The organism is Haloarcula sp. H-hyl2, from assembly GCF_056934385.1.
This window is the reverse complement of the sequence record NZ_JBRIIJ010000001.1, coordinates 1787064-1803283: the sequence shown is the minus strand read 5'-3', so window position 1 is coordinate 1803283 and position 16220 is coordinate 1787064. Positions and strand designations below refer to the sequence as shown.

27 protein-coding genes are annotated in these 16220 nt (G+C 66.1%); 26 read left to right on the top strand and 1 reads right to left on the bottom strand.

The window, feature by feature from the left end:
- The first annotated feature begins 1 nt into the window (after position 1).
- The 26 genes from rpl4p (at position 2) to Hhyl2_RS09295 (ending at position 15690) form a co-directional block, all read left to right on the top strand.
- Positions 2–742: a 50S ribosomal protein L4 gene (gene rpl4p / locus Hhyl2_RS09420; protein ID WP_483550484.1), complete on the top strand. Its 741-nt coding sequence runs from the start codon at positions 2–4 to the stop codon at positions 740–742.
- Entirely contained in the window at positions 739–996 is a 258-nt protein-coding gene (locus tag Hhyl2_RS09415) for a 50S ribosomal protein L23 (protein ID WP_483550483.1), read from the top strand. Before rpl4p ends, Hhyl2_RS09415 begins: the two co-directional genes overlap by 4 nt.
- 2 nt (positions 997–998) lie before the next feature.
- Entirely contained in the window at positions 999–1721 is a 723-nt protein-coding gene (locus Hhyl2_RS09410; protein WP_483550482.1) for a 50S ribosomal protein L2, read from the top strand.
- On the top strand, positions 1718–2140 hold the full coding sequence (locus Hhyl2_RS09405; protein ID WP_483550481.1) for a 30S ribosomal protein S19: 423 nt from the start codon (positions 1718–1720) through the stop codon (positions 2138–2140). Before Hhyl2_RS09410 ends, Hhyl2_RS09405 begins: the two co-directional genes overlap by 4 nt.
- Before the next feature lie 2 nt (positions 2141–2142).
- Positions 2143–2604 carry a 50S ribosomal protein L22 gene (locus Hhyl2_RS09400; protein WP_483550480.1) on the top strand — a complete coding sequence of 154 codons (462 nt, stop codon included), beginning with the start codon at positions 2143–2145 and terminating at the stop codon, positions 2602–2604.
- Positions 2604–3536, top strand: a complete 933-nt coding sequence (locus Hhyl2_RS09395) for a 30S ribosomal protein S3 (protein ID WP_483550479.1) — start codon at positions 2604–2606, stop codon at positions 3534–3536. Before Hhyl2_RS09400 ends, Hhyl2_RS09395 begins: the two co-directional genes overlap by 1 nt.
- Positions 3533–3748 carry a 50S ribosomal protein L29 gene (gene rpmC, locus Hhyl2_RS09390; protein ID WP_483550478.1) on the top strand — a complete coding sequence of 72 codons (216 nt, stop codon included), beginning with the start codon at positions 3533–3535 and terminating at the stop codon, positions 3746–3748. Before Hhyl2_RS09395 ends, rpmC begins: the two co-directional genes overlap by 4 nt.
- On the top strand, positions 3748–4032 hold the full coding sequence (locus tag Hhyl2_RS09385) for a ribonuclease P protein component 1 (protein ID WP_483550477.1): 285 nt from the start codon (positions 3748–3750) through the stop codon (positions 4030–4032). The genes rpmC and Hhyl2_RS09385 overlap by 1 nt, the downstream gene beginning before the upstream one ends.
- A complete protein-coding gene (locus Hhyl2_RS09380) occupies positions 4023–4361 on the top strand; it encodes a 30S ribosomal protein S17 (protein ID WP_483550476.1) in 339 nt (112 codons plus the stop codon). Before Hhyl2_RS09385 ends, Hhyl2_RS09380 begins: the two co-directional genes overlap by 10 nt.
- Positions 4361–4759 carry a 50S ribosomal protein L14 gene (locus Hhyl2_RS09375; protein ID WP_483550475.1) on the top strand — a complete coding sequence of 133 codons (399 nt, stop codon included), beginning with the start codon at positions 4361–4363 and terminating at the stop codon, positions 4757–4759. The genes Hhyl2_RS09380 and Hhyl2_RS09375 overlap by 1 nt, the downstream gene beginning before the upstream one ends.
- Positions 4760–4763: 4 nt before the next feature.
- Positions 4764–5126: a 50S ribosomal protein L24 gene (rplX, locus tag Hhyl2_RS09370; protein ID WP_483550474.1), complete on the top strand. Its 363-nt coding sequence runs from the start codon at positions 4764–4766 to the stop codon at positions 5124–5126.
- Positions 5123–5842 (top strand): 30S ribosomal protein S4e, encoded by a 720-nt coding sequence (locus Hhyl2_RS09365; protein WP_483550473.1) that lies wholly within the window; start codon positions 5123–5125, stop codon positions 5840–5842. Before rplX ends, Hhyl2_RS09365 begins: the two co-directional genes overlap by 4 nt.
- Complete coding sequence (locus Hhyl2_RS09360; RefSeq protein WP_483550472.1) at positions 5839–6369, top strand: 50S ribosomal protein L5; 531 nt, start codon at positions 5839–5841, stop codon at positions 6367–6369. Before Hhyl2_RS09365 ends, Hhyl2_RS09360 begins: the two co-directional genes overlap by 4 nt.
- Positions 6366–6536: a 30S ribosomal protein S14 gene (locus tag Hhyl2_RS09355; RefSeq protein ID WP_483550471.1), complete on the top strand. Its 171-nt coding sequence runs from the start codon at positions 6366–6368 to the stop codon at positions 6534–6536. The genes Hhyl2_RS09360 and Hhyl2_RS09355 overlap by 4 nt, the downstream gene beginning before the upstream one ends.
- 2 nt (positions 6537–6538) lie before the next feature.
- Entirely contained in the window at positions 6539–6931 is a 393-nt protein-coding gene (locus tag Hhyl2_RS09350; protein ID WP_483550470.1) for a 30S ribosomal protein S8, read from the top strand.
- Positions 6932–6933: 2 nt separating this feature from the next.
- The gene (locus tag Hhyl2_RS09345) at positions 6934–7470 is read left to right on the top strand and encodes a 50S ribosomal protein L6 (RefSeq protein WP_483550469.1); all 537 of its coding nucleotides are present in this window, start codon (positions 6934–6936) and stop codon (positions 7468–7470) included.
- Positions 7470–8171 carry a 50S ribosomal protein L32e gene (locus Hhyl2_RS09340; protein WP_483550468.1) on the top strand — a complete coding sequence of 234 codons (702 nt, stop codon included), beginning with the start codon at positions 7470–7472 and terminating at the stop codon, positions 8169–8171. The genes Hhyl2_RS09345 and Hhyl2_RS09340 overlap by 1 nt, the downstream gene beginning before the upstream one ends.
- Positions 8168–8617, top strand: coding sequence for a 50S ribosomal protein L19e (locus Hhyl2_RS09335; RefSeq protein ID WP_483550467.1), 450 nt, complete (start codon positions 8168–8170; stop codon positions 8615–8617). The genes Hhyl2_RS09340 and Hhyl2_RS09335 overlap by 4 nt, the downstream gene beginning before the upstream one ends.
- Positions 8617–9180 (top strand): 50S ribosomal protein L18, encoded by a 564-nt coding sequence (locus tag Hhyl2_RS09330; protein ID WP_483550466.1) that lies wholly within the window; start codon positions 8617–8619, stop codon positions 9178–9180. Before Hhyl2_RS09335 ends, Hhyl2_RS09330 begins: the two co-directional genes overlap by 1 nt.
- Entirely contained in the window at positions 9177–9815 is a 639-nt protein-coding gene (locus tag Hhyl2_RS09325) for a 30S ribosomal protein S5 (protein WP_284008029.1), read from the top strand. Before Hhyl2_RS09330 ends, Hhyl2_RS09325 begins: the two co-directional genes overlap by 4 nt.
- On the top strand, positions 9815–10279 hold the full coding sequence (rpmD, locus tag Hhyl2_RS09320) for a 50S ribosomal protein L30 (RefSeq protein WP_483550465.1): 465 nt from the start codon (positions 9815–9817) through the stop codon (positions 10277–10279). The genes Hhyl2_RS09325 and rpmD overlap by 1 nt, the downstream gene beginning before the upstream one ends.
- Complete coding sequence (locus Hhyl2_RS09315) at positions 10279–10767, top strand: uL15m family ribosomal protein (RefSeq protein WP_483550464.1); 489 nt, start codon at positions 10279–10281, stop codon at positions 10765–10767. Before rpmD ends, Hhyl2_RS09315 begins: the two co-directional genes overlap by 1 nt.
- A 6-nt stretch (positions 10768–10773) precedes the next feature.
- A complete protein-coding gene (gene secY, locus Hhyl2_RS09310; protein WP_483550463.1) occupies positions 10774–12252 on the top strand; it encodes a preprotein translocase subunit SecY in 1479 nt (492 codons plus the stop codon).
- Positions 12253–12352: 100 nt separating this feature from the next.
- The gene (locus Hhyl2_RS09305) at positions 12353–13120 is read left to right on the top strand and encodes an ABC transporter ATP-binding protein (RefSeq protein WP_483550462.1); all 768 of its coding nucleotides are present in this window, start codon (positions 12353–12355) and stop codon (positions 13118–13120) included.
- On the top strand, positions 13117–14703 hold the full coding sequence (locus Hhyl2_RS09300; RefSeq protein WP_483550461.1) for a hypothetical protein: 1587 nt from the start codon (positions 13117–13119) through the stop codon (positions 14701–14703). The genes Hhyl2_RS09305 and Hhyl2_RS09300 overlap by 4 nt, the downstream gene beginning before the upstream one ends.
- 150 nt (positions 14704–14853) lie before the next feature.
- Positions 14854–15690: a DUF7847 domain-containing protein gene (locus Hhyl2_RS09295; RefSeq protein ID WP_483550460.1), complete on the top strand. Its 837-nt coding sequence runs from the start codon at positions 14854–14856 to the stop codon at positions 15688–15690.
- A gap of 172 nt (positions 15691–15862) precedes the next feature.
- Here Hhyl2_RS09295 and Hhyl2_RS09290 read toward each other — a convergent pair whose 3' ends face one another.
- Entirely contained in the window at positions 15863–16216 is a 354-nt protein-coding gene (locus Hhyl2_RS09290) for a winged helix-turn-helix domain-containing protein (RefSeq protein ID WP_483550459.1), read from the bottom strand.
- Positions 16217–16220 lie beyond the last annotated feature (4 nt).

Genomic DNA, 16220 nt, shown 5'->3' with positions numbered 1-16220 from the left:
TATGCAGGTAACACGCTACGACCTGGACGGCGACGCCGACGGTGAGGTCGACCTGCCGGACGTCTTCGAGACGCCGGTTCGGACCGACCTCATCCAGAAGGCAGTCACCGCCGCACAGGCAAACCGGAAACAGGACTACGGTGCCGACGAGTACGCCGGCCTCCGCACGCCGGCCGAGTCGTTCGGTAGCGGCCGCGGCCAGGCACACGTCCCCAAACAGGACGGCCGTGCTCGCCGCGTCCCGCAGGCGGTCAAGGGCCGTCCGGCTCACCCGCCCAAGTCCGAGAAGGACCGTTCGACCGACATCAACGACAAGGAGCGCCAGTTCGCCATCCGTTCGGCACTGGCCGCCACTGCGGACGCCGAACTCGTCGCCGAGCGCGGCCACGAGTTCGACCGCGACGAGGTGCCCGTCGTCGTCTCCGACGACTTCGAGGACCTCGTGAAGACCCAGGAGGTCGTCTCGCTGCTGGAAGCACTCGACGTCCACGCGGACATCGAGCGCGCAGACGAGACCAAGATCAAGGCCGGACAGGGGAAGATGCGCGGCCGGAAGTACCGCCGCCCCGCCTCGATCCTGTTCGTGACCAGCGAGGAACCGTCGACGGCCGCCCGCAACCTCGCGGGCGCCGACGTCGCGACGGCCAGCGAGGTCAACGCCGAGGACCTCGCGCCCGGCGCACAGCCCGGTCGACTCACGATCTTCACCGAATCCGCACTCGCGGAGGTGGCTGACAGATGAGCTGGGACGTCATCAAGTTCCCCCACGTCACGGAGAAGGCCATGAACGACATGGACTTCCAGAACAAGCTCCAGTTCATCGTCGACGACACGGCGACCAAGACGGACGTCGCTGACGCCGTCGAGACACAGTACGAGGTCACCGTCGTCGACGTCAACACACAGAACACGATGGACGGCGAGAAGAAGGCCGTCGTTCGCCTCTCCGAGGACGACGACGCCCAGGAAGTCGCCTCCAGGATCGGGGTGTTCTAACGATGGGACGACGAATTCAGGGACAACGACGCGGTCGCGGGTCGTCCACGTTCCGGGCGCCCTCGCACCGCTACAAGGCTGACCTCCAGCACCGCAAGGTCGAAGACGGCGACGTCGTCGCCGGAACGGTCGTGGACATCGAACACGACCCCGCCCGCTCGGCGCCCGTCGCGGCCGTCGAGTTCGAGGACGGCGACCGCCGGCTCGTGCTGGCGCCGGAAGGCGTCGGCGTGGGCGACGAACTGCAGGTCGGCGTCAGCGCCGAGATCGCCCCCGGGAACACGCTCCCGCTCGCGGAGATCCCCGAGGGTGTTCCGGTCTGTAACGTCGAGTCCAGCCCCGGCGACGGTGGGCGCTTCGCCCGCGCGTCCGGAGTCAACGCCACGCTGCTGACTCACGACCGCAACGTCGCGGTCGTCAAGCTCCCCTCCGGGGAGATGAAGCGCCTGGACCCGCAGTGCCGTGCCACCGTCGGCGTCGTCGCCGGTGGCGGTCGGACTGACAAGCCGATGGTCAAGGCCGGGAACAAGTACCACAAGATGAAAGCACGCGGGACCAAGTGGCCCAACGTCCGCGGTGTGGCGATGAACGCCGTCGACCACCCCTTCGGTGGCGGTGGCCGCCAGCACCCCGGCAAGCCCAAGTCGATCTCGCGTAACGCCCCGCCGGGCCGGAAGGTCGGGGATATCGCCTCGAAACGCACAGGTCGAGGTGGCAACGAATGAGTTCAGAGTATCAAATCGGCCACGAAGGTGAGTTCACCTTCCGCGGCCACACGCTCGACGAGCTGCAGGAGATGGAGCTCGACGAAGTCGCGGAACTGCTTCCCGCACGCCAGCGGCGAACTATCGAACGCGGTCTGACCGAGGAAAAGCAGAAGCTCCTCGAGAAGGCGCGCGAGGCCGACGAGGAGGAAACGGCGAACAACCCGATCCGTACGCACCTGCGGGACATGCCGATCGTCCCCGCGATGGTCGGGCTGACCTTCGCCGTCCACAACGGCCAGAGCTTCGAGCGAGTGACCGTCGAGCCGGAGATGCTCGGCCACTACCTCGGTGAGTTCCAGCTCACCCGCACCGACGTCGAACACGGGCAGGCCGGTATCGGCGCGACACGCTCCTCGAAGTTCGTACCGCTCAAGTAATCATGGGAATCAGCTACTCAGTCGACGCCGACCCGGACACCACCGCGAAAGCCATGCTCCGGGAGCGGCAGATGAGCCACAAGCACAGCAAGGCCATCGCCCGAGAGATCAAGGGCAAGACGGCCGGCGAGGCTGTCGAGTACCTCGAAGCGGTTATCGAGGGCGACCAGCCCGTCCCGTTCAAACAGCACAACTCGGGCGTCGGCCACAAGCGAAAGGTCGACGGCTGGGACGCCGGGCGCTACCCGGAGAAGGCCAGTAAGGCGTTCCTCGATCTGCTCGAGAACGCCGTCGGCAACGCCGACCACCAGGGCTTCGATGGCGAGTCGATGCAGATCATGCACGTCGCCGCCCACAAGGTCGGTGAACAGCAGGGTCGCAAGCCCCGCGCGATGGGGCGTGCGAGCGCCTGGAACACGCCGCAGGTCGACGTCGAACTCATCCTCGAGGAGGTCGAGGAATAATGGCGGACGAACAGCAGTTCATCGACGACGGCCTCCAGCGGACCCAGATCGACGAGTTCTTCGCCGAAGAACTGGGCCGTGCCGGCTACGGCGGCATGGACGTCGCCAAGACGCCGATGGGGACCCAGATCGTCCTCAAGGCCGAGAAGCCAGGGATGGTCATCGGCAAGGGCGGGAAGAACATCCGGAAGATCACGACCGAACTGGAAGACCGGTTCAACCTGGACGACCCGCAGATCGACGTTCAGGAGGTCGAGGAGCCGGACCTGAACGCCCGCATCGTCGCGGACCGTCTGGCCAACGCACTCGAGCGTGGTTGGTACTTCCGCAAGGCGGGCCACACGACCATCGACCGCATCATGGAGGCCGGCGCACTCGGCGCCGAGATCGTCCTCTCCGGGAAGGTCACGGGCGCCCGCTCGCGCGTGGAGAAGTTCAACCGTGGCTACGTCAAGCACAACGGTGAACCCGCAGAGGAGATCGTCGACTCCGGTGTCGGCGTCGCGGTGATGAAGCTGGGCACCATCGGTGTCCGGGTCAAGATCATCCCGCCGAACGCCCAGCTCCCCGACGACTTCGAGATCTACGAGGACGTCGAGGTCGAGGACTACGTCGTCGAGACCGAGGGCGACTCCGTCGAGGAACTCCTCGAAGGCGAGCCCGACGACGCCGACGCGGCACCCGCCGCCGAGGCCGACGCTGACGACGACACCGACTCCGAGGCCGCCGACGCGGCCGTCGACGAGGAGGTCGTCGAGGAAGCGGTCGACGTGCCCACTGACGACGACGTCGAGGACATCGACGTCGACGACATCGAGGCGGCCGTCGACGAGGAACTCGACGAGGAGACCGAAGCCGAAGCGGAAGAGCTGATGGACGAGATGGACGAGGAAGCCGACGATTCGAGCGACGAGGAGGCTGACGACGAATGACCGTCCTGCACGTCACCGAGATCCGCGACATGACTCCCGCAGAGCGGGAGGCAGAACTCGATGACCTCCAGACGGAACTGCTGAACGCCCGTGCCGTGAAGGCAGCGGGTGGCGCGCCGGAGAATCCGGGGCGCATCAAGGAACTGAAGAAGGCCATCGCGCGCATCAAGACGGTGCAGCGCGAAGAAGGCGACCTTCAGGAGAGCGAATAATGCCACTGACACCCGAGACGCTCCCACGACACGAACTTGTCGGCCTCGACGTCGAGGTCGTCGCGGCGTCCAACCCGGACGTCATTGGTATCAGCGGCAGCGTCGTCATGGAGACGACACAGCTGCTGACCATCGAGGGAGTCGACCGGGTGTGGCACGTGCCGAAGGACGCGGCGACGTTCGCGTTCGACATCGACGGACAGACCGTCCGTGTCGAGGGCGACCGACTCGTCGCCCGTCCCGCTCGACGCACAGAAACTTCAGGTGATTCACAATGGCGCTAGGACTGAACGTACAGGAACCGGAGGAGACCTGTACCGACCAGAACTGTCCGTTCCACGGGGAACTCTCCGTGCGAGGGCAGACGCTGAACGGTACAGTAGCCTCCACTGACATGGAGAAGACCGTCGTCGTCGAGCGCGAGTACGACGTGAAGGTGCCCAAGTACGACCGCTTCATGAAGCGGCGTAGCCGGATCCCGGCACACGCACCCGAGTGTCTCGACCTCGCGGAGGGCGAGACGGTCACGATCGCAGAGTGTCGACCACTCTCGAAGACAAAGAGCCACGTCGTCGTTGGCGTGGTCGAGGACGAACAGGACGGTGACAACTGATGGAAGCACTGAACGCTGACGTCACGCAGGGCCTCGAGAAGGGGTCACTGATCACGTGTGCCGACAACACCGGCGCACGACAGCTCAAGGTGATCTCGGTCCACGGGTACTCCGGGACCAAGAACCGCCACCCGAAGGCGGGCCTGGGCGACAAGATCACGGTCTCGGTCACCAAGGGGACGCCGGAGATGCGTCGCCAGGTGCTCGAAGCCGTGGTCATCCGCCAGCGCAAACCCATCCGTCGACCGGACGGTACGCGCGTGAAGTTCCAGGACAACGCGGCTGTCATCGTCGACGAGAACGAGGACCCCCGCGGGACCGAGCTCAAGGGCCCGATCGCGCGTGAGGTCGCAGAACGATTCGGTAGTGTCGCCTCGGCGGCGACGATGATCGTATAGAACCATGAGCGAGAAACCAGACAAACAGCGAACGAGTCAACGACGCGCGCCGCTGCACGAGAAGCACAAGCAGGTGCGGGCCACGCTCTCGGACGACCTCCGCGAGGAGTACGACCAGCGCAACGTCCGCGTCAACGCCGGTGACACGGTGGAAGTGCTTCGCGGCGACGACGCCGGCGAAGAGGGCGAAGTGCTCAACGTGGACCTGGCCGACGCCACGATCCACGTCGAGGACGTCACCCTCGAGAAGGTCGACGGCGAGGAGGTTCCCCGTCCGCTCGACACCTCGAACGTTCGGGTCACGGACCTGGACCTCGAGGACGACAGGCGGCAGTCGCGTCTCGAATCGGAGGACGACACAGCATGAGTAACCACCAGAAGCGCCTCTCGGTGCCAAACAGCTGGCCCGTAGAGCGCAAGACAGCGACGTTCACGGTCAAGGCCGGTGCCGGCCCGCACGGTGAGTCGGGGGTCCCCCTGCTCATCGTCCTGCGGGACGTGCTGGGCTACGCCGACAACCGCAAGGAAGCGCGCTACGCGCTCAACGAGGACAACGTCCTCATCAACGGCACGCCCGTCTCCGACGAGGAGCGCCCCGTCGGGATGTTCGACATCCTGGCCTTCACCGAACGAGATGAGTACTACCGCGTGTTCCCCGGCGAGGGCGGTCGCCTCGCGCTGACTGCCATCGACGGGGACGCCGCCGACTCGAAGCTCGGCAAGATCGTCACCAAGACCCACGTCTCCGGTGGCGACGTCCAGCTCGGGCTCCACGACGGGCAGACGCTCGTCGTCGAGGACGGCGACGAATACAGCGGCGGCGACTCCATCGTCGTCGACAACGAATCCGGCGAGGTCGTCGCCCACTTCGAGTACGAGGAGGGCGCACTCGTGACCGCCGTCGACGGCGGTCACGCGGGCGAGATCGGCACGGTCGAGGAGATCCAGGTCACGCCCGGCTCCTCGCAGAACAACGTGCTCGTCGATCAGGATGACGGTGGCTTCGAGACGGTCGAAGAGTACGTCGTCGTCATCGACGAGAACTTCACAGGCGACGATGACGACGGAGGTGACGACGAATGAGCTCCGAGAGCGAGTCGGCCGACTTCCACGAGATGCGCGAACCGCGTGTCGAGAAGGTTGTCGTCCACATGGGTATCGGTCACGGTGGCCGTGACCTCGCAAACGCCGAGGACATCATCACGGAGATCACCGGCCAGACGCCCGTTCGGACGAAGGCAAAGCGGACCGTCGGCGAGTTCGACATCCGTGAGGGCGACCCCATCGGCGCGAAGGTCACCCTTCGCGACGACGACGCCCACGAGTTCCTCGCGACGGCACTGCCGCTCGCGGACCTCGCGTCGGCGCAGTTCGACGACACCGGCAACTTCAGCTTCGGCGTCGAGGAACACACGGAGTTCCCGAGCCAGGAGTACGACCCGAGCATCGGGATCTACGGGCTGGACGTGACGGTCAACCTCGTCCGCCCCGGCTACCGCGTCGCCAAGCGCGACAAGGCGTCGCGCTCGATCCCGTCGAACCATCGACTCAACCCCGAGGACGCGACGGCGTTCGTCGAGTCGACCTTTGACGTGGAGGTGAGCGAATGAGCGAAAGTGAAACACAGGACGAGCCCGAGACAGAGCGAACTGGCCAGCTCGAGTCCTGCCAGCGCTGCGGGCGCGAACAGGGACTCGTCGGCAAGTACGACATCTGGCTGTGCCGCCAGTGCTTCCGCGAGATCTCGCGGGGAATGGGCTTCAAGAAGTACAACTAACGATGACAGGTAACGACCCATTCGCCAGTGCGCTGTCGGCTATCGATAACGCCGAGAGCGTCGGGCATCTGGAGCAGACAGTATCACCCGCCTCGAACGAGATCGGCTCCGTCCTCGAGGTCTTCTACGACCGCGGGTACATCGACGGGTTCAGCTTCGTCGACGACGGCAAAGCAGGCAAGTTCGAGGTCGAACTGAAAGGCGCCATCAACGAATGTGGCCCGGTCAAGCCCCGCTACTCCGCTGGGGCCGACGAGTTCGAGAAGTGGGAGAAGCGGTTCCTCCCCGCCCGTGACTACGGGACACTCGTCGTCACGACCAGCCACGGCGTCATGAGCCACTACGAGGCCCGCGAAGCGGGCGTCGGTGGCCAAGTAATCGCGTACGTCTACTAACAATGACACGAGTAGCACTGGAGATTCCGGCAGACGTGACCGCCGAGATGGACCATCTCGACCTCACCGTCGAGGGTCCGAACGGCAGCGTCACGCGACGGCTCTGGTATCCCGACATCGACGTCTCGGTCGACGATGACGAGGTCGTCATCACGTCCGAGGAAGAAGACGCAAAGACCAACTCGACGGTCGGGACCTTCGAGAGCCACATCGAGAACATGTTCCACGGCGTGACCGAGGGCTGGGAGTACGAGATGGAGGTCTTCTACTCCCACTTCCCGATGCAGGTCGACGTCGAGGGTGACGAGGTCGTCATCGAGAACTTCCTCGGCGAGAAGGCCGCCCGTCGCACGACGGTCCACGGCGACACCGAGGTCCAGATCGACGGCGAGGAACTCACCCTCTCCGGCCCCGACATCGAGGCCGTCGGCCAGACCGCCGCGGACATCGAACAGCTCACCCGCGTCAACGACAAGGACGTCCGGGTGTTCCAGGACGGGGTGTACATCACCCAGAAACCGAACCGAGGTGACGCCTGATGGCAGACGACGAACTCACCGAGCTCACGGACATCAGTGGTGTCGGCGAGGCCAAGGCCGAATCGCTCCGTGAGGCCGGCTTCGAGACGGTCGACGACGTCCGCGGTGCCGACCAGTCGGCACTCGCAGAGGTCAACGGCATCGGGAACGCGCTCGCTGCGCGGATCAAAGCCGACGTCGGTGGCCTGGAAGTCGAGGACGAGACCGAGGCCGAAGTCGAGGAGGAAGGCGACGAGGAAGCGGTCGACGAGGACGTGGAGACGGAACTCCAGCCCCGTGGACTCGCAGACAAGACGCCGGAGCTCGACGACGAGGCGGCACGCCTGCTGACCCAGCGCCGTCGGGTCGGCAAGCCGAAGTTCAACCGACAGGACCACCACAAGAAGAACCGCGTCCCGACCTCGTGGCGCCGCCCCCGTGGCCAGCTCTCGAAGCAGCGCCGTGGGATCAAGGGCAAGGGCGACACGGTCGAGGCCGGCTTCCGGTCCCCGACCGCGGTTCGTGGTAAGCACCCCTCGGGCTTCGAGGAAGTGCGCGTCCACAACGTCGACGACCTCGACGGTGTCGACGGTGACGTCGAGGCGGTCCGGATCGCCTCGAAGGTCGGCGCCCGCAAGCGCGAGCGCATCGAAGAAGCAGCCGAGGACGCGGGCATCCGCGTGCTCAACCCCACCTACGTCGAAGTGGAGGTATCAGAATGACTGACCTCTCCGCACAGAAGCGACTGGCAGCAGACGTCCTCGACGTCGGGAAGAACCGCGTCTGGTTCAACCCCGAGCGACAGGGCGACATCGCCGACGCGATCACTCGCGAGGACGTTCGCGAACTGGTCGACGAAGGCGCCATCCAGGCGAAGGACGCGAAGGGCAACTCCCGTGGCCGCGCCCGGGAGCGCCAGGAGAAACGCGCCTACGGCCACCAGAAGGGAGCCGGTTCCCGGAAGGGGAAGGCCGGCGCACGGCAGAACGAGAAGGACGCATGGGAGTCGCGCATCCGCGCACAGCGCGAGAAGCTGCGCGAACTCCGCGACGACGGTACGCTCTCGAGCTCGCAGTACCGCGACCTGTACGACAAGGCCGGCGGTGGCGAGTTCGACAGCGTTGCCGACCTCGAACGATACATCGACGCAAACCACGGTGACGCATAATGGCGACAGGACCACGATACAAGGTGCCGATGCGGCGACGCCGCGAGGCCCGTACCGATTACCATCAGCGGTTGCGCCTGCTGAAATCCGGCAAGCCCCGCCTCGTTGCTCGAAAGAGCAACAAGCACGTCAGGGCGCAGCTGGTGACGGTCGGCCCAGACGGTGACCGCACGCTCGCGTCCGCACACTCCAGCGACCTCGAAGAGTACGGCTGGGAGGCCCCGACGGGCAACATGCCCTCGGCGTACCTCACCGGTCTGCTCGCCGGGCTGCGCGCGCTGGAAGCGGACGTCGAGGAAGCGGTGCTCGACATCGGCCTCAACACCCCGACCCCCGGAAGCAAAGTTTTCGCAATACAGGAAGGCGCAATCGACGCCGGCCTCGAAGTCCCGCACAACGACGACGTCCTCGCCGACTGGCAGCGCACGCGCGGTGCCCACATCGCCGAGTACGCCGAGCAGCTGGACGACCCGCTGTACAGTGGCGACTTCGACGCGGCAGACCTCCCGGAACACTTCGACGAAGTTCGGGAGACACTACTGGAAGGTGACATCGAACTATGAGTGCTGACAACGGCTGGGAACCCCGGACACGCCTGGGCAAGAAGGTTGCCGAGGGCGAGATCGACTCCATGCAGGAGGCGCTGAACTCGGGGCTTCCCCTGAAAGAATCGGAAGTCGTCGACCAGCTCGTTCCCGATCTGGAAGACGAGGTGCTGGACATCAACATGGTCCAGCGGATGACTGACTCCGGCCGGCGTGTGAAGTTCCGCTGTGTCGTCGCCGTCGGCAACCGCGACGGCCTGATCGGCTACGCAGAGGGGCGTGACGATCAGGTCGGCGGTGCCATCCAGAAGGCGATCGACATCGGCAAGCTGAACCTCATCGACGTCTCCCGGTCCTGTGGGTCCTGGGAGTGTGGCTGTGGCCGTCCGCACACGGTCGCGCTGCGCACCAAGGGCAAGGCCGGCAGCGTCGAGGTCGAGCTCCAGCCAGCCCCGCGCGGGCTGGGCCTGGCGGGCGGGGAGACCGTCCGCAAGGTGCTCGAACTCGCCGGTATCGAGGACATCTGGACTCGCTCGAGCGGGAACACCCGCACGACGGTCAACTTCGCGAAAGCGACGTTCAACGCGCTGCAGAACACGGCCGAAGCCCGTGTCCCCCAGCGTACCTTCGAGAAGCGAGAGGTGATCGAGTGATGCACGCGCTCGTCCAGCTCCGTGGTGACGTCAACATGCACACCGACGTCCACGACACGCTGAAGATGCTGAACATCCACCACGTGAACCACTGTACGCTCGTCCCCGAGACGGACACGTACAACGGCATGGTGACGAAGGTCAACGACTTCGTCGCCTACGGCGAGCCCAGCCAGGAGACACTCGAACTGCTCCTGGAGACGCGTGCCGAACCCGAGGAGGGTGACGCCGACGTCGACGACGAGTGGGTCGCCGAGCACACCGAGTACGACGACATCGCCGGGCTCGCGTGGGCACTCATCTCCGAGGAGACGACGCTGCAGGAGCAGGGTCTCTCCCCGACGCTCCGTCTGCACCCGCCACGTGGCGGCCACGACGGCGTCAAACACCCCGTCAAGGAGGGCGGTGAACTCGGGAAACACGACACCGAGGGGATCGACGAACTCCTGGAGGCGATGCGATAATGACGAGCAAGAAACGACGACAGCGCGGCTCGCGCACACACGGTGGCGGCTCGCACAAGAACCGCCGCGGTGCCGGTCACCGCGGTGGCCGCGGTGCGGCCGGCCGCGACAAGCACGAGATGCACAACTACCCGCCGCTGGGAAAGAGCGGGTTCAAGCGGCCCCAGAAGGTCCAGGAAGACGTCGAGACGATCGACGTCCGCGAACTCGACGAGGACGCTCCGTTGCTGGCCGCCGAGGGCGTCGCCGAACAGGACGGTGACACCTACCACATCGACGTCCGCGAGGTCGTCGAGGACGGCCACGACGTCGACGCCGTGAAAGTACTGGGTGCCGGCCAGGTCCGCAACGAACTCAGCCTCGTCGCGGACGACTTCTCCGAGGGCGCTCGCGAGAAGATCGAAGCCGCCGGCGGCGAGACCGAACTGACCGAGCGCGGTCAGGAACGCCAATCCCAGAAGACTGATAAAGAGAGCGACGAGGAGTAATTCGATATGTCCTGGAAGGATACCGCCGAACCACTGCTCGTCCGGATGCCGGCAGTCCGCCGGCCGGAGGGGCACGTCCCGTTCAAACGGAAGTTGCTGTGGACAGCCGGCGTGCTCGTCCTCTACTTCTTCCTGACGAACGTGAAGCTGTTCGGACTGGACATCGACGCCAGTCAGAACATCTTCGGTCGTTTCGGGTCCATCCTTGCCTCCGGGCAGGGGAGCATCATGCAGCTGGGTATCGGGCCCATCGTCACGGCGTCCATCGTCCTGCAGTTGCTCGGTGGTGCCGACTTACTGGGGCTGAACACCCAGGAGGACCCGCGTGACCAGATCCTCTACCAGGGACTCCAGAAGCTACTGGTGATCGTGATGATCTGTCTGACCGGCCTGCCGATGGTCTTCGCCGGGAACTTCCTGCCGCCGGACACGGCGGTCGCGAGTTCGCTCGGCGTCGGCACGACGGCCGTTCAGGGGCTCATCTTCGCCCAGATCTTCGTCGGCGGTGTCCTCATCCTGTTCATGGACGAGGTCATCTCCAAGTGGGGCGTTGGCTCCGGTATCGGGCTGTTCATCGTCGCTGGTGTGAGCCAGCGACTGCTCGGTGGACTGCTCTCGACGCCGTTCATCGGCAACCAGAGCGGTATCATCCACACCTGGTACCTGTTTGCGACCGGCGAACTCGCGATCGGGCCAGTACTGGCACCGAGCGGGATTCAGACGCTCCTGACCGGCCAGGGACAGATCCTGGCCCTGGTCACGACCGTCCTGATCTTCGCGGTGGTCGTCTACGCCGAGTCGGTGCGCGTCGAGATTCCGCTCTCGAACGCCCGCGTGAAGGGCGCGCGTGGTCGCTTCCCCGTGAAGCTCATCTACGCCAGCGTCCTGCCGATGATCCTCGTCCGGGCGCTGCAGGCTAACATCCAGTTCCTCGGGCGGATCCTCTGTTCGCAGCTCGGACAGGGGGGCCTGCCCGCCTTCGTGGGGACCTACAGTAACAACTGCGGGGCGCCGACTGGTGGCCTGTTCTACTACATGGCCCCGATCCAGGCGCCCTCCGACTGGATGTGGTGGCTCGAAGCCGCGACCCAGCCGATCTGGCAGATCCTCATCCGCGTCGGGATCGACCTGACGTTCATGCTGATCGGCGGTGCGATCTTCGCCATCTTCTGGGTGGAGACCACCGACATGGGTCCGGAGGCGACCGCCAAGCAGATCCACAACTCCGGGATGCAGATCCCCGGGTTCCGACAGAACGTCGGTGTCATCGAGAAGGTGCTGGAACGCTACATCCCGCAGGTCACCATCATCGGCGGTGCCCTGGTCGGGCTGCTGGCCGTCCTGGCCAACATGATGGGCACCATCGGTGGTGTCTCCGGTACCGGGCTGCTGCTGACGGTCTCGATCACGTACAAGCTGTACGAGGAGATCGCAGAGGAGCAGCTCATGGAGATGCACCCGATGATGCGCCAGATGTTCGGCTGAACGGCACTGCGATCACTCTCCCTTCTCGCTGTCGCCTGCCGGTGAGTCGCAGGCTCGTCGATCGATACCCATTCCAGGCCGTGAATCGAAGGCTCGGCCGATGAATCAGTCCCTCGCGATCGAGACGGACGCCCTCCACAAAGCGTACGGGTCGACAGTAGCCGTCGACGAACTGGATCTCGCGGTCGAACCCGGGACGGTCTACGGCTTTCTCGGGCCGAACGGTGCCGGCAAGACGACCACGATGGAGATTCTCACCGGACTCGTCGAGCCGACGGGCGGGCAGGCGGCAGTCGGCGGTGTCGACTGTGGGAACCGCCCGGAACTGGTCGAACAGATCGGCCTGCTGCCCGAGCAGCCGCCGCTGTACGACGATCTCTCGGGCCGTGAGCAGTTGCAGTTCGCTGCCGACGTCAGGTCGGTGGCGTGGGACGACATCGACGACCACGCGCTGTCGCTGGCCGATCGGCTCGGGCTCGAAGCCGACCTCGATCAGCGTGTCGACGGCTACTCGAAGGGGATGCGCCAGAAGCTCGCGTTCGTCCAGGCGGTCCAGCACGGGCCGTCGGTGGTCTTCCTCGACGAGCCGACGAGTGGGCTGGACCCACGGGCGGCCAAGGCGCTGCGCGAACTCGTCGAGGAACTGGCCGACGACGGGACGACGGTGTTCCTCTCGACGCATATCCTCCCGGTCGTCGAGGCGGTCGCCGATATCGTCGGCGTGCTCCACGAGGGACGACTCGTCGCCGAAGGTCCGCCGGCGGAACTGGGTGGGTCGGTGCCGGTTGGGGCTGACGAGAACGACGGTGACGCGCTCGAGGACGTCTTCCTGGAGCTGACCAGCGAACAGCCGACGGCCGACCGATGACCGAGCGAGAGCGACACGCGGCGCGGGCCATCGCCGAGACGGAGTTCCGGTGTCGGCTGCGGGCCCTGCGGAACGACCCCCGGAAGCTCGTCGCGACGGCGATCCTGCTCCTCCTGGTGGGCGTGGTGCTCCCGCTACTGGGGTTCGGGCAGGTGAGCAGCCTCGGTCGGGCACTGGCGGCACGGGCGCCGCCGATCGGCCGACTGGGTGTCGTCGTCACCACGCTGGTAGGTGGAGGAACGTATCTCGGTGTTGCGTCGGTGGTCGACCGCGGTGGTCTCGGGCGGGTCGCGCCACTGGTCCGGACGGCGACGACTCCACGAGCCGTCGTGCTCGGGCGAGCGGGTAGTGACGTGCTCGTGGGGAGTCTCTTCGTGGTCCCGTTCAGCACGGTCGTCCTGCTGGCGTTGCTGTACGGTGCCGGTGGGCCCGTCGTCCCGGTAGTCGTGTTCGTCGGGCTCGTCCCAGTGCTCCTCGCGTCGGTGCTCGTCGGGCGTGCTGTCGGGTCGACTGGGCGACTCCTCGCCCGCCGGCTCGGCATCGGTGGGTGGACGCGGGTCGTGCTCGGGCTGGCAGCAGCCGGTGTGGTGTTCGTCGGCGTCCAGGTCGTCACACGCGGTTTCGTCTCCGACAGTTCCGGGGGTCAGTTGACCCGGGCTATGGTTCCAGGAGCCCCGGCGCAGGCGTACGGTCGACTGCTCGCCGCTCCGTTCGGCGGTACCGTCACCGGCGTCGGGCTAGCGGTGGCAACAGCGGTCGCGGTGACCGGTGCTGTCACGGGCCGACTCGCGGTCACGGCCGAGCGACGCCTGCTCGTGACCGACGACGAGCGGGACGGGTCGCTGTCGACGAGCGGCCGCGTGCCGGCACCGTTCGAGTGGTATCCGGCGACACGCATCGGCTGGCGGTACCTGCTCAGAGCCCGTCGGAACCCCGGCACGCTGAGTCATCTGTTTCCGGTCGCGCTCGGGGTGTTCAGCTTTCTGGCCAGCATGGTCGCCGATCCGAGCCTGCTCGAATCACTTGGGGCCGGGACTGTCTACGTCGTCGCGGTCGTGCTCACCGGGGCCACGTTCGGGCTGAACCCGCTGGGCGACGAGCGTGACCAGCTACCGCTGTTGCTGTCGAGTGCACCGTCGACGGCGGTGCTCCTCCGTGGCCGGATCGTCGCGGGGATGACCGTCGCCACGGCGCTCGTGGTGGCCGTCGGCGTCCCGCTGGACAGCTACGTCGGCGAGCCACAGCGGGCACTCCTGCGGGCCGGGTTCACGCTGGTGCTGTGCCTGTGTGCCGCCGGGACCGCTCTGGGATTCGGCGCTGTCGTCCCGACGTTCGAGCGTCGCGAGTACATGAACGTCGAGCGAGCCCATCCCTCGATGCTCGTCCTCTTTGGCTACCTCGCAGGCGCTGTCGTCGTCACTGTCGTCGGGTTCGCACTCCTCGCCTGGACGGTCCAGGGCGGCCTCTCGGCCCTCGTGGCAGGACTCTGGGTGGTCTATCTCCTCGTCGTTGGCGGCATCGGACTCGGCGGCTACGTCCACGCGGTTCGGCGGTTCGATCGCTTCACCCTGGACCGGCTGTGAGACCGTTCACCGGGCGAGTCGATGGCTGGTGATTTATGTTCGGGTGGGGCGACAGTCCAGGCGTATGGTCCCCACGAGCGGCGCTTTGCGGACGGTATCGCCTGTACGGGTCGCCGAGACAGTTGTCGCGGCCGCCGGGGGGTGGCCTCGATGAGCCTCGATATCGGCGACGCGATCTCGAATGCGCTCGAACGGACGACGGAGCGAAACGGCCTCGTGCTGGTCGGCGTGTTCGCGCTCTTCCAGCTCGTCAACACCGTCGTCGGGCAGTCGTTCGCCACTGCGTACTTCCAGTTTCTCCAGGGGCGGTTCGAGTCGATGCCCGGTGGCGGCCCCGGGATGAGTCCAGGGATGGACAGTGGCGTGTTTCCGTTCGGGCCAGTGGGCGCAGCGGAGATGCCCCTCTCGCTCCCGATTCCGCTTCCCGTCGCGGCACTGTTGATGCTGGCGCTCGCGGTCGTCGTCGAGGGGCTCCGGGTCGTCGCGATCCGGGTCGTCGCCAGCGACGAGCGGGATTCGTTCCCGGACGCGGCGACCGACGGGCTCGGGCTGGCGACGCTGAACGCGTTCGTCGCGAGTATCATCGTCGGCGTTCTCGTCGGGATCGGGTCCGTCTTCCTACTCGTCCCGGGGCTCTTCCTGGCGGTGTCGTTTTACTTCGTCCGGCCGGCCATCGCGCTGGAGGACGTCAACGCCGTCGAGGCACTCTCGCGGGCGTGGGAGGTCGCCAGCGGGGAGCGGATCGAACTGTTCCTGTTGCTGGTCGTGGTCTGGCTGCTGTCGCTGCTGGCCTCGGTCCCGTCGGCGATCCTCGGTGTCGTCAGTCCCCTGGCCGGCGCAGTAGTCGGGGTGGTCGTGGGTGCGGTCGTCCTGGTGTTCAGCATCGGCGTGGCGACCGACGCGTTCCTGCAACTGCGCGAAGAGAGCGACGAGATCGGAGCGGTGTCGGCGGATTCGGAGTTCTTCGAGAATACCGGAGAGCGGTGAGTGTTACTCTCGGCTCGGACCGGGACAGGCGGCAGCGGAGTACCTGCACGTCGGGGACCTTCCCGGCCCGGTAGGGCTACAGCTGCTAGGATGATACGGTCGGAGGCAGCGTCTCTGGGCCTGAACACCGTCGTACTATCGACTGTCTGTCGTGGATCAGTAGCCAACAGTATCAGTCGTCCGCGTGGCCGACGGTACAGTCCAGGCCGTCCGCGCCGAGGCTGATCGACGCGCTGTCGTAGCGCAAGCGGAAGGTCTTGCGGTGGTGGCCGTCGCTGTCGTACTGCATCTCGGTGGTCACCAGGCCGACCTCCTGGAGGCGGTTGAGGCGGCGATAGACCGTCGGCCGTGAGCTGTGACACTCGGCGACGATCTCGCGGGCGGCCTTCGCTTCTTCGCTGATGGCGGTGATGATCGCGCGTGCATGGTCGTCGTCGAGCAGTGCGAGCAGTTCCTCCGCCTGGATCGACTCTTCGGGAGCGGGCGCGTTCGTCGCCCGCGAGCGTGGTGGGTGTGCCTGTGCCATGGGT

Coding starts and splice junctions, on each gene's coding strand:
- rpl4p (WP_483550484.1), top strand. CDS start 2: ATGCAGGTAACACGCTACGACCTGGACGGCGACGCCGACGGTGAGGTC.
- Hhyl2_RS09415 (WP_483550483.1), top strand. CDS start 739: ATGAGCTGGGACGTCATCAAGTTCCCCCACGTCACGGAGAAGGCCATG.
- Hhyl2_RS09410 (WP_483550482.1), top strand. CDS start 999: ATGGGACGACGAATTCAGGGACAACGACGCGGTCGCGGGTCGTCCACG.
- Hhyl2_RS09405 (WP_483550481.1), top strand. CDS start 1,718: ATGAGTTCAGAGTATCAAATCGGCCACGAAGGTGAGTTCACCTTCCGC.
- Hhyl2_RS09400 (WP_483550480.1), top strand. CDS start 2,143: ATGGGAATCAGCTACTCAGTCGACGCCGACCCGGACACCACCGCGAAA.
- Hhyl2_RS09395 (WP_483550479.1), top strand. CDS start 2,604: ATGGCGGACGAACAGCAGTTCATCGACGACGGCCTCCAGCGGACCCAG.
- rpmC (WP_483550478.1), top strand. CDS start 3,533: ATGACCGTCCTGCACGTCACCGAGATCCGCGACATGACTCCCGCAGAG.
- Hhyl2_RS09385 (WP_483550477.1), top strand. CDS start 3,748: ATGCCACTGACACCCGAGACGCTCCCACGACACGAACTTGTCGGCCTC.
- Hhyl2_RS09380 (WP_483550476.1), top strand. CDS start 4,023: ATGGCGCTAGGACTGAACGTACAGGAACCGGAGGAGACCTGTACCGAC.
- Hhyl2_RS09375 (WP_483550475.1), top strand. CDS start 4,361: ATGGAAGCACTGAACGCTGACGTCACGCAGGGCCTCGAGAAGGGGTCA.
- rplX (WP_483550474.1), top strand. CDS start 4,764: ATGAGCGAGAAACCAGACAAACAGCGAACGAGTCAACGACGCGCGCCG.
- Hhyl2_RS09365 (WP_483550473.1), top strand. CDS start 5,123: ATGAGTAACCACCAGAAGCGCCTCTCGGTGCCAAACAGCTGGCCCGTA.
- Hhyl2_RS09360 (WP_483550472.1), top strand. CDS start 5,839: ATGAGCTCCGAGAGCGAGTCGGCCGACTTCCACGAGATGCGCGAACCG.
- Hhyl2_RS09355 (WP_483550471.1), top strand. CDS start 6,366: ATGAGCGAAAGTGAAACACAGGACGAGCCCGAGACAGAGCGAACTGGC.
- Hhyl2_RS09350 (WP_483550470.1), top strand. CDS start 6,539: ATGACAGGTAACGACCCATTCGCCAGTGCGCTGTCGGCTATCGATAAC.
- Hhyl2_RS09345 (WP_483550469.1), top strand. CDS start 6,934: ATGACACGAGTAGCACTGGAGATTCCGGCAGACGTGACCGCCGAGATG.
- Hhyl2_RS09340 (WP_483550468.1), top strand. CDS start 7,470: ATGGCAGACGACGAACTCACCGAGCTCACGGACATCAGTGGTGTCGGC.
- Hhyl2_RS09335 (WP_483550467.1), top strand. CDS start 8,168: ATGACTGACCTCTCCGCACAGAAGCGACTGGCAGCAGACGTCCTCGAC.
- Hhyl2_RS09330 (WP_483550466.1), top strand. CDS start 8,617: ATGGCGACAGGACCACGATACAAGGTGCCGATGCGGCGACGCCGCGAG.
- Hhyl2_RS09325 (WP_284008029.1), top strand. CDS start 9,177: ATGAGTGCTGACAACGGCTGGGAACCCCGGACACGCCTGGGCAAGAAG.
- rpmD (WP_483550465.1), top strand. CDS start 9,815: ATGCACGCGCTCGTCCAGCTCCGTGGTGACGTCAACATGCACACCGAC.
- Hhyl2_RS09315 (WP_483550464.1), top strand. CDS start 10,279: ATGACGAGCAAGAAACGACGACAGCGCGGCTCGCGCACACACGGTGGC.
- secY (WP_483550463.1), top strand. CDS start 10,774: ATGTCCTGGAAGGATACCGCCGAACCACTGCTCGTCCGGATGCCGGCA.
- Hhyl2_RS09305 (WP_483550462.1), top strand. CDS start 12,353: ATGAATCAGTCCCTCGCGATCGAGACGGACGCCCTCCACAAAGCGTAC.
- Hhyl2_RS09300 (WP_483550461.1), top strand. CDS start 13,117: ATGACCGAGCGAGAGCGACACGCGGCGCGGGCCATCGCCGAGACGGAG.
- Hhyl2_RS09295 (WP_483550460.1), top strand. CDS start 14,854: ATGAGCCTCGATATCGGCGACGCGATCTCGAATGCGCTCGAACGGACG.
- Hhyl2_RS09290 (WP_483550459.1), bottom strand. CDS start 16,216: ATGGCACAGGCACACCCACCACGCTCGCGGGCGACGAACGCGCCCGCT.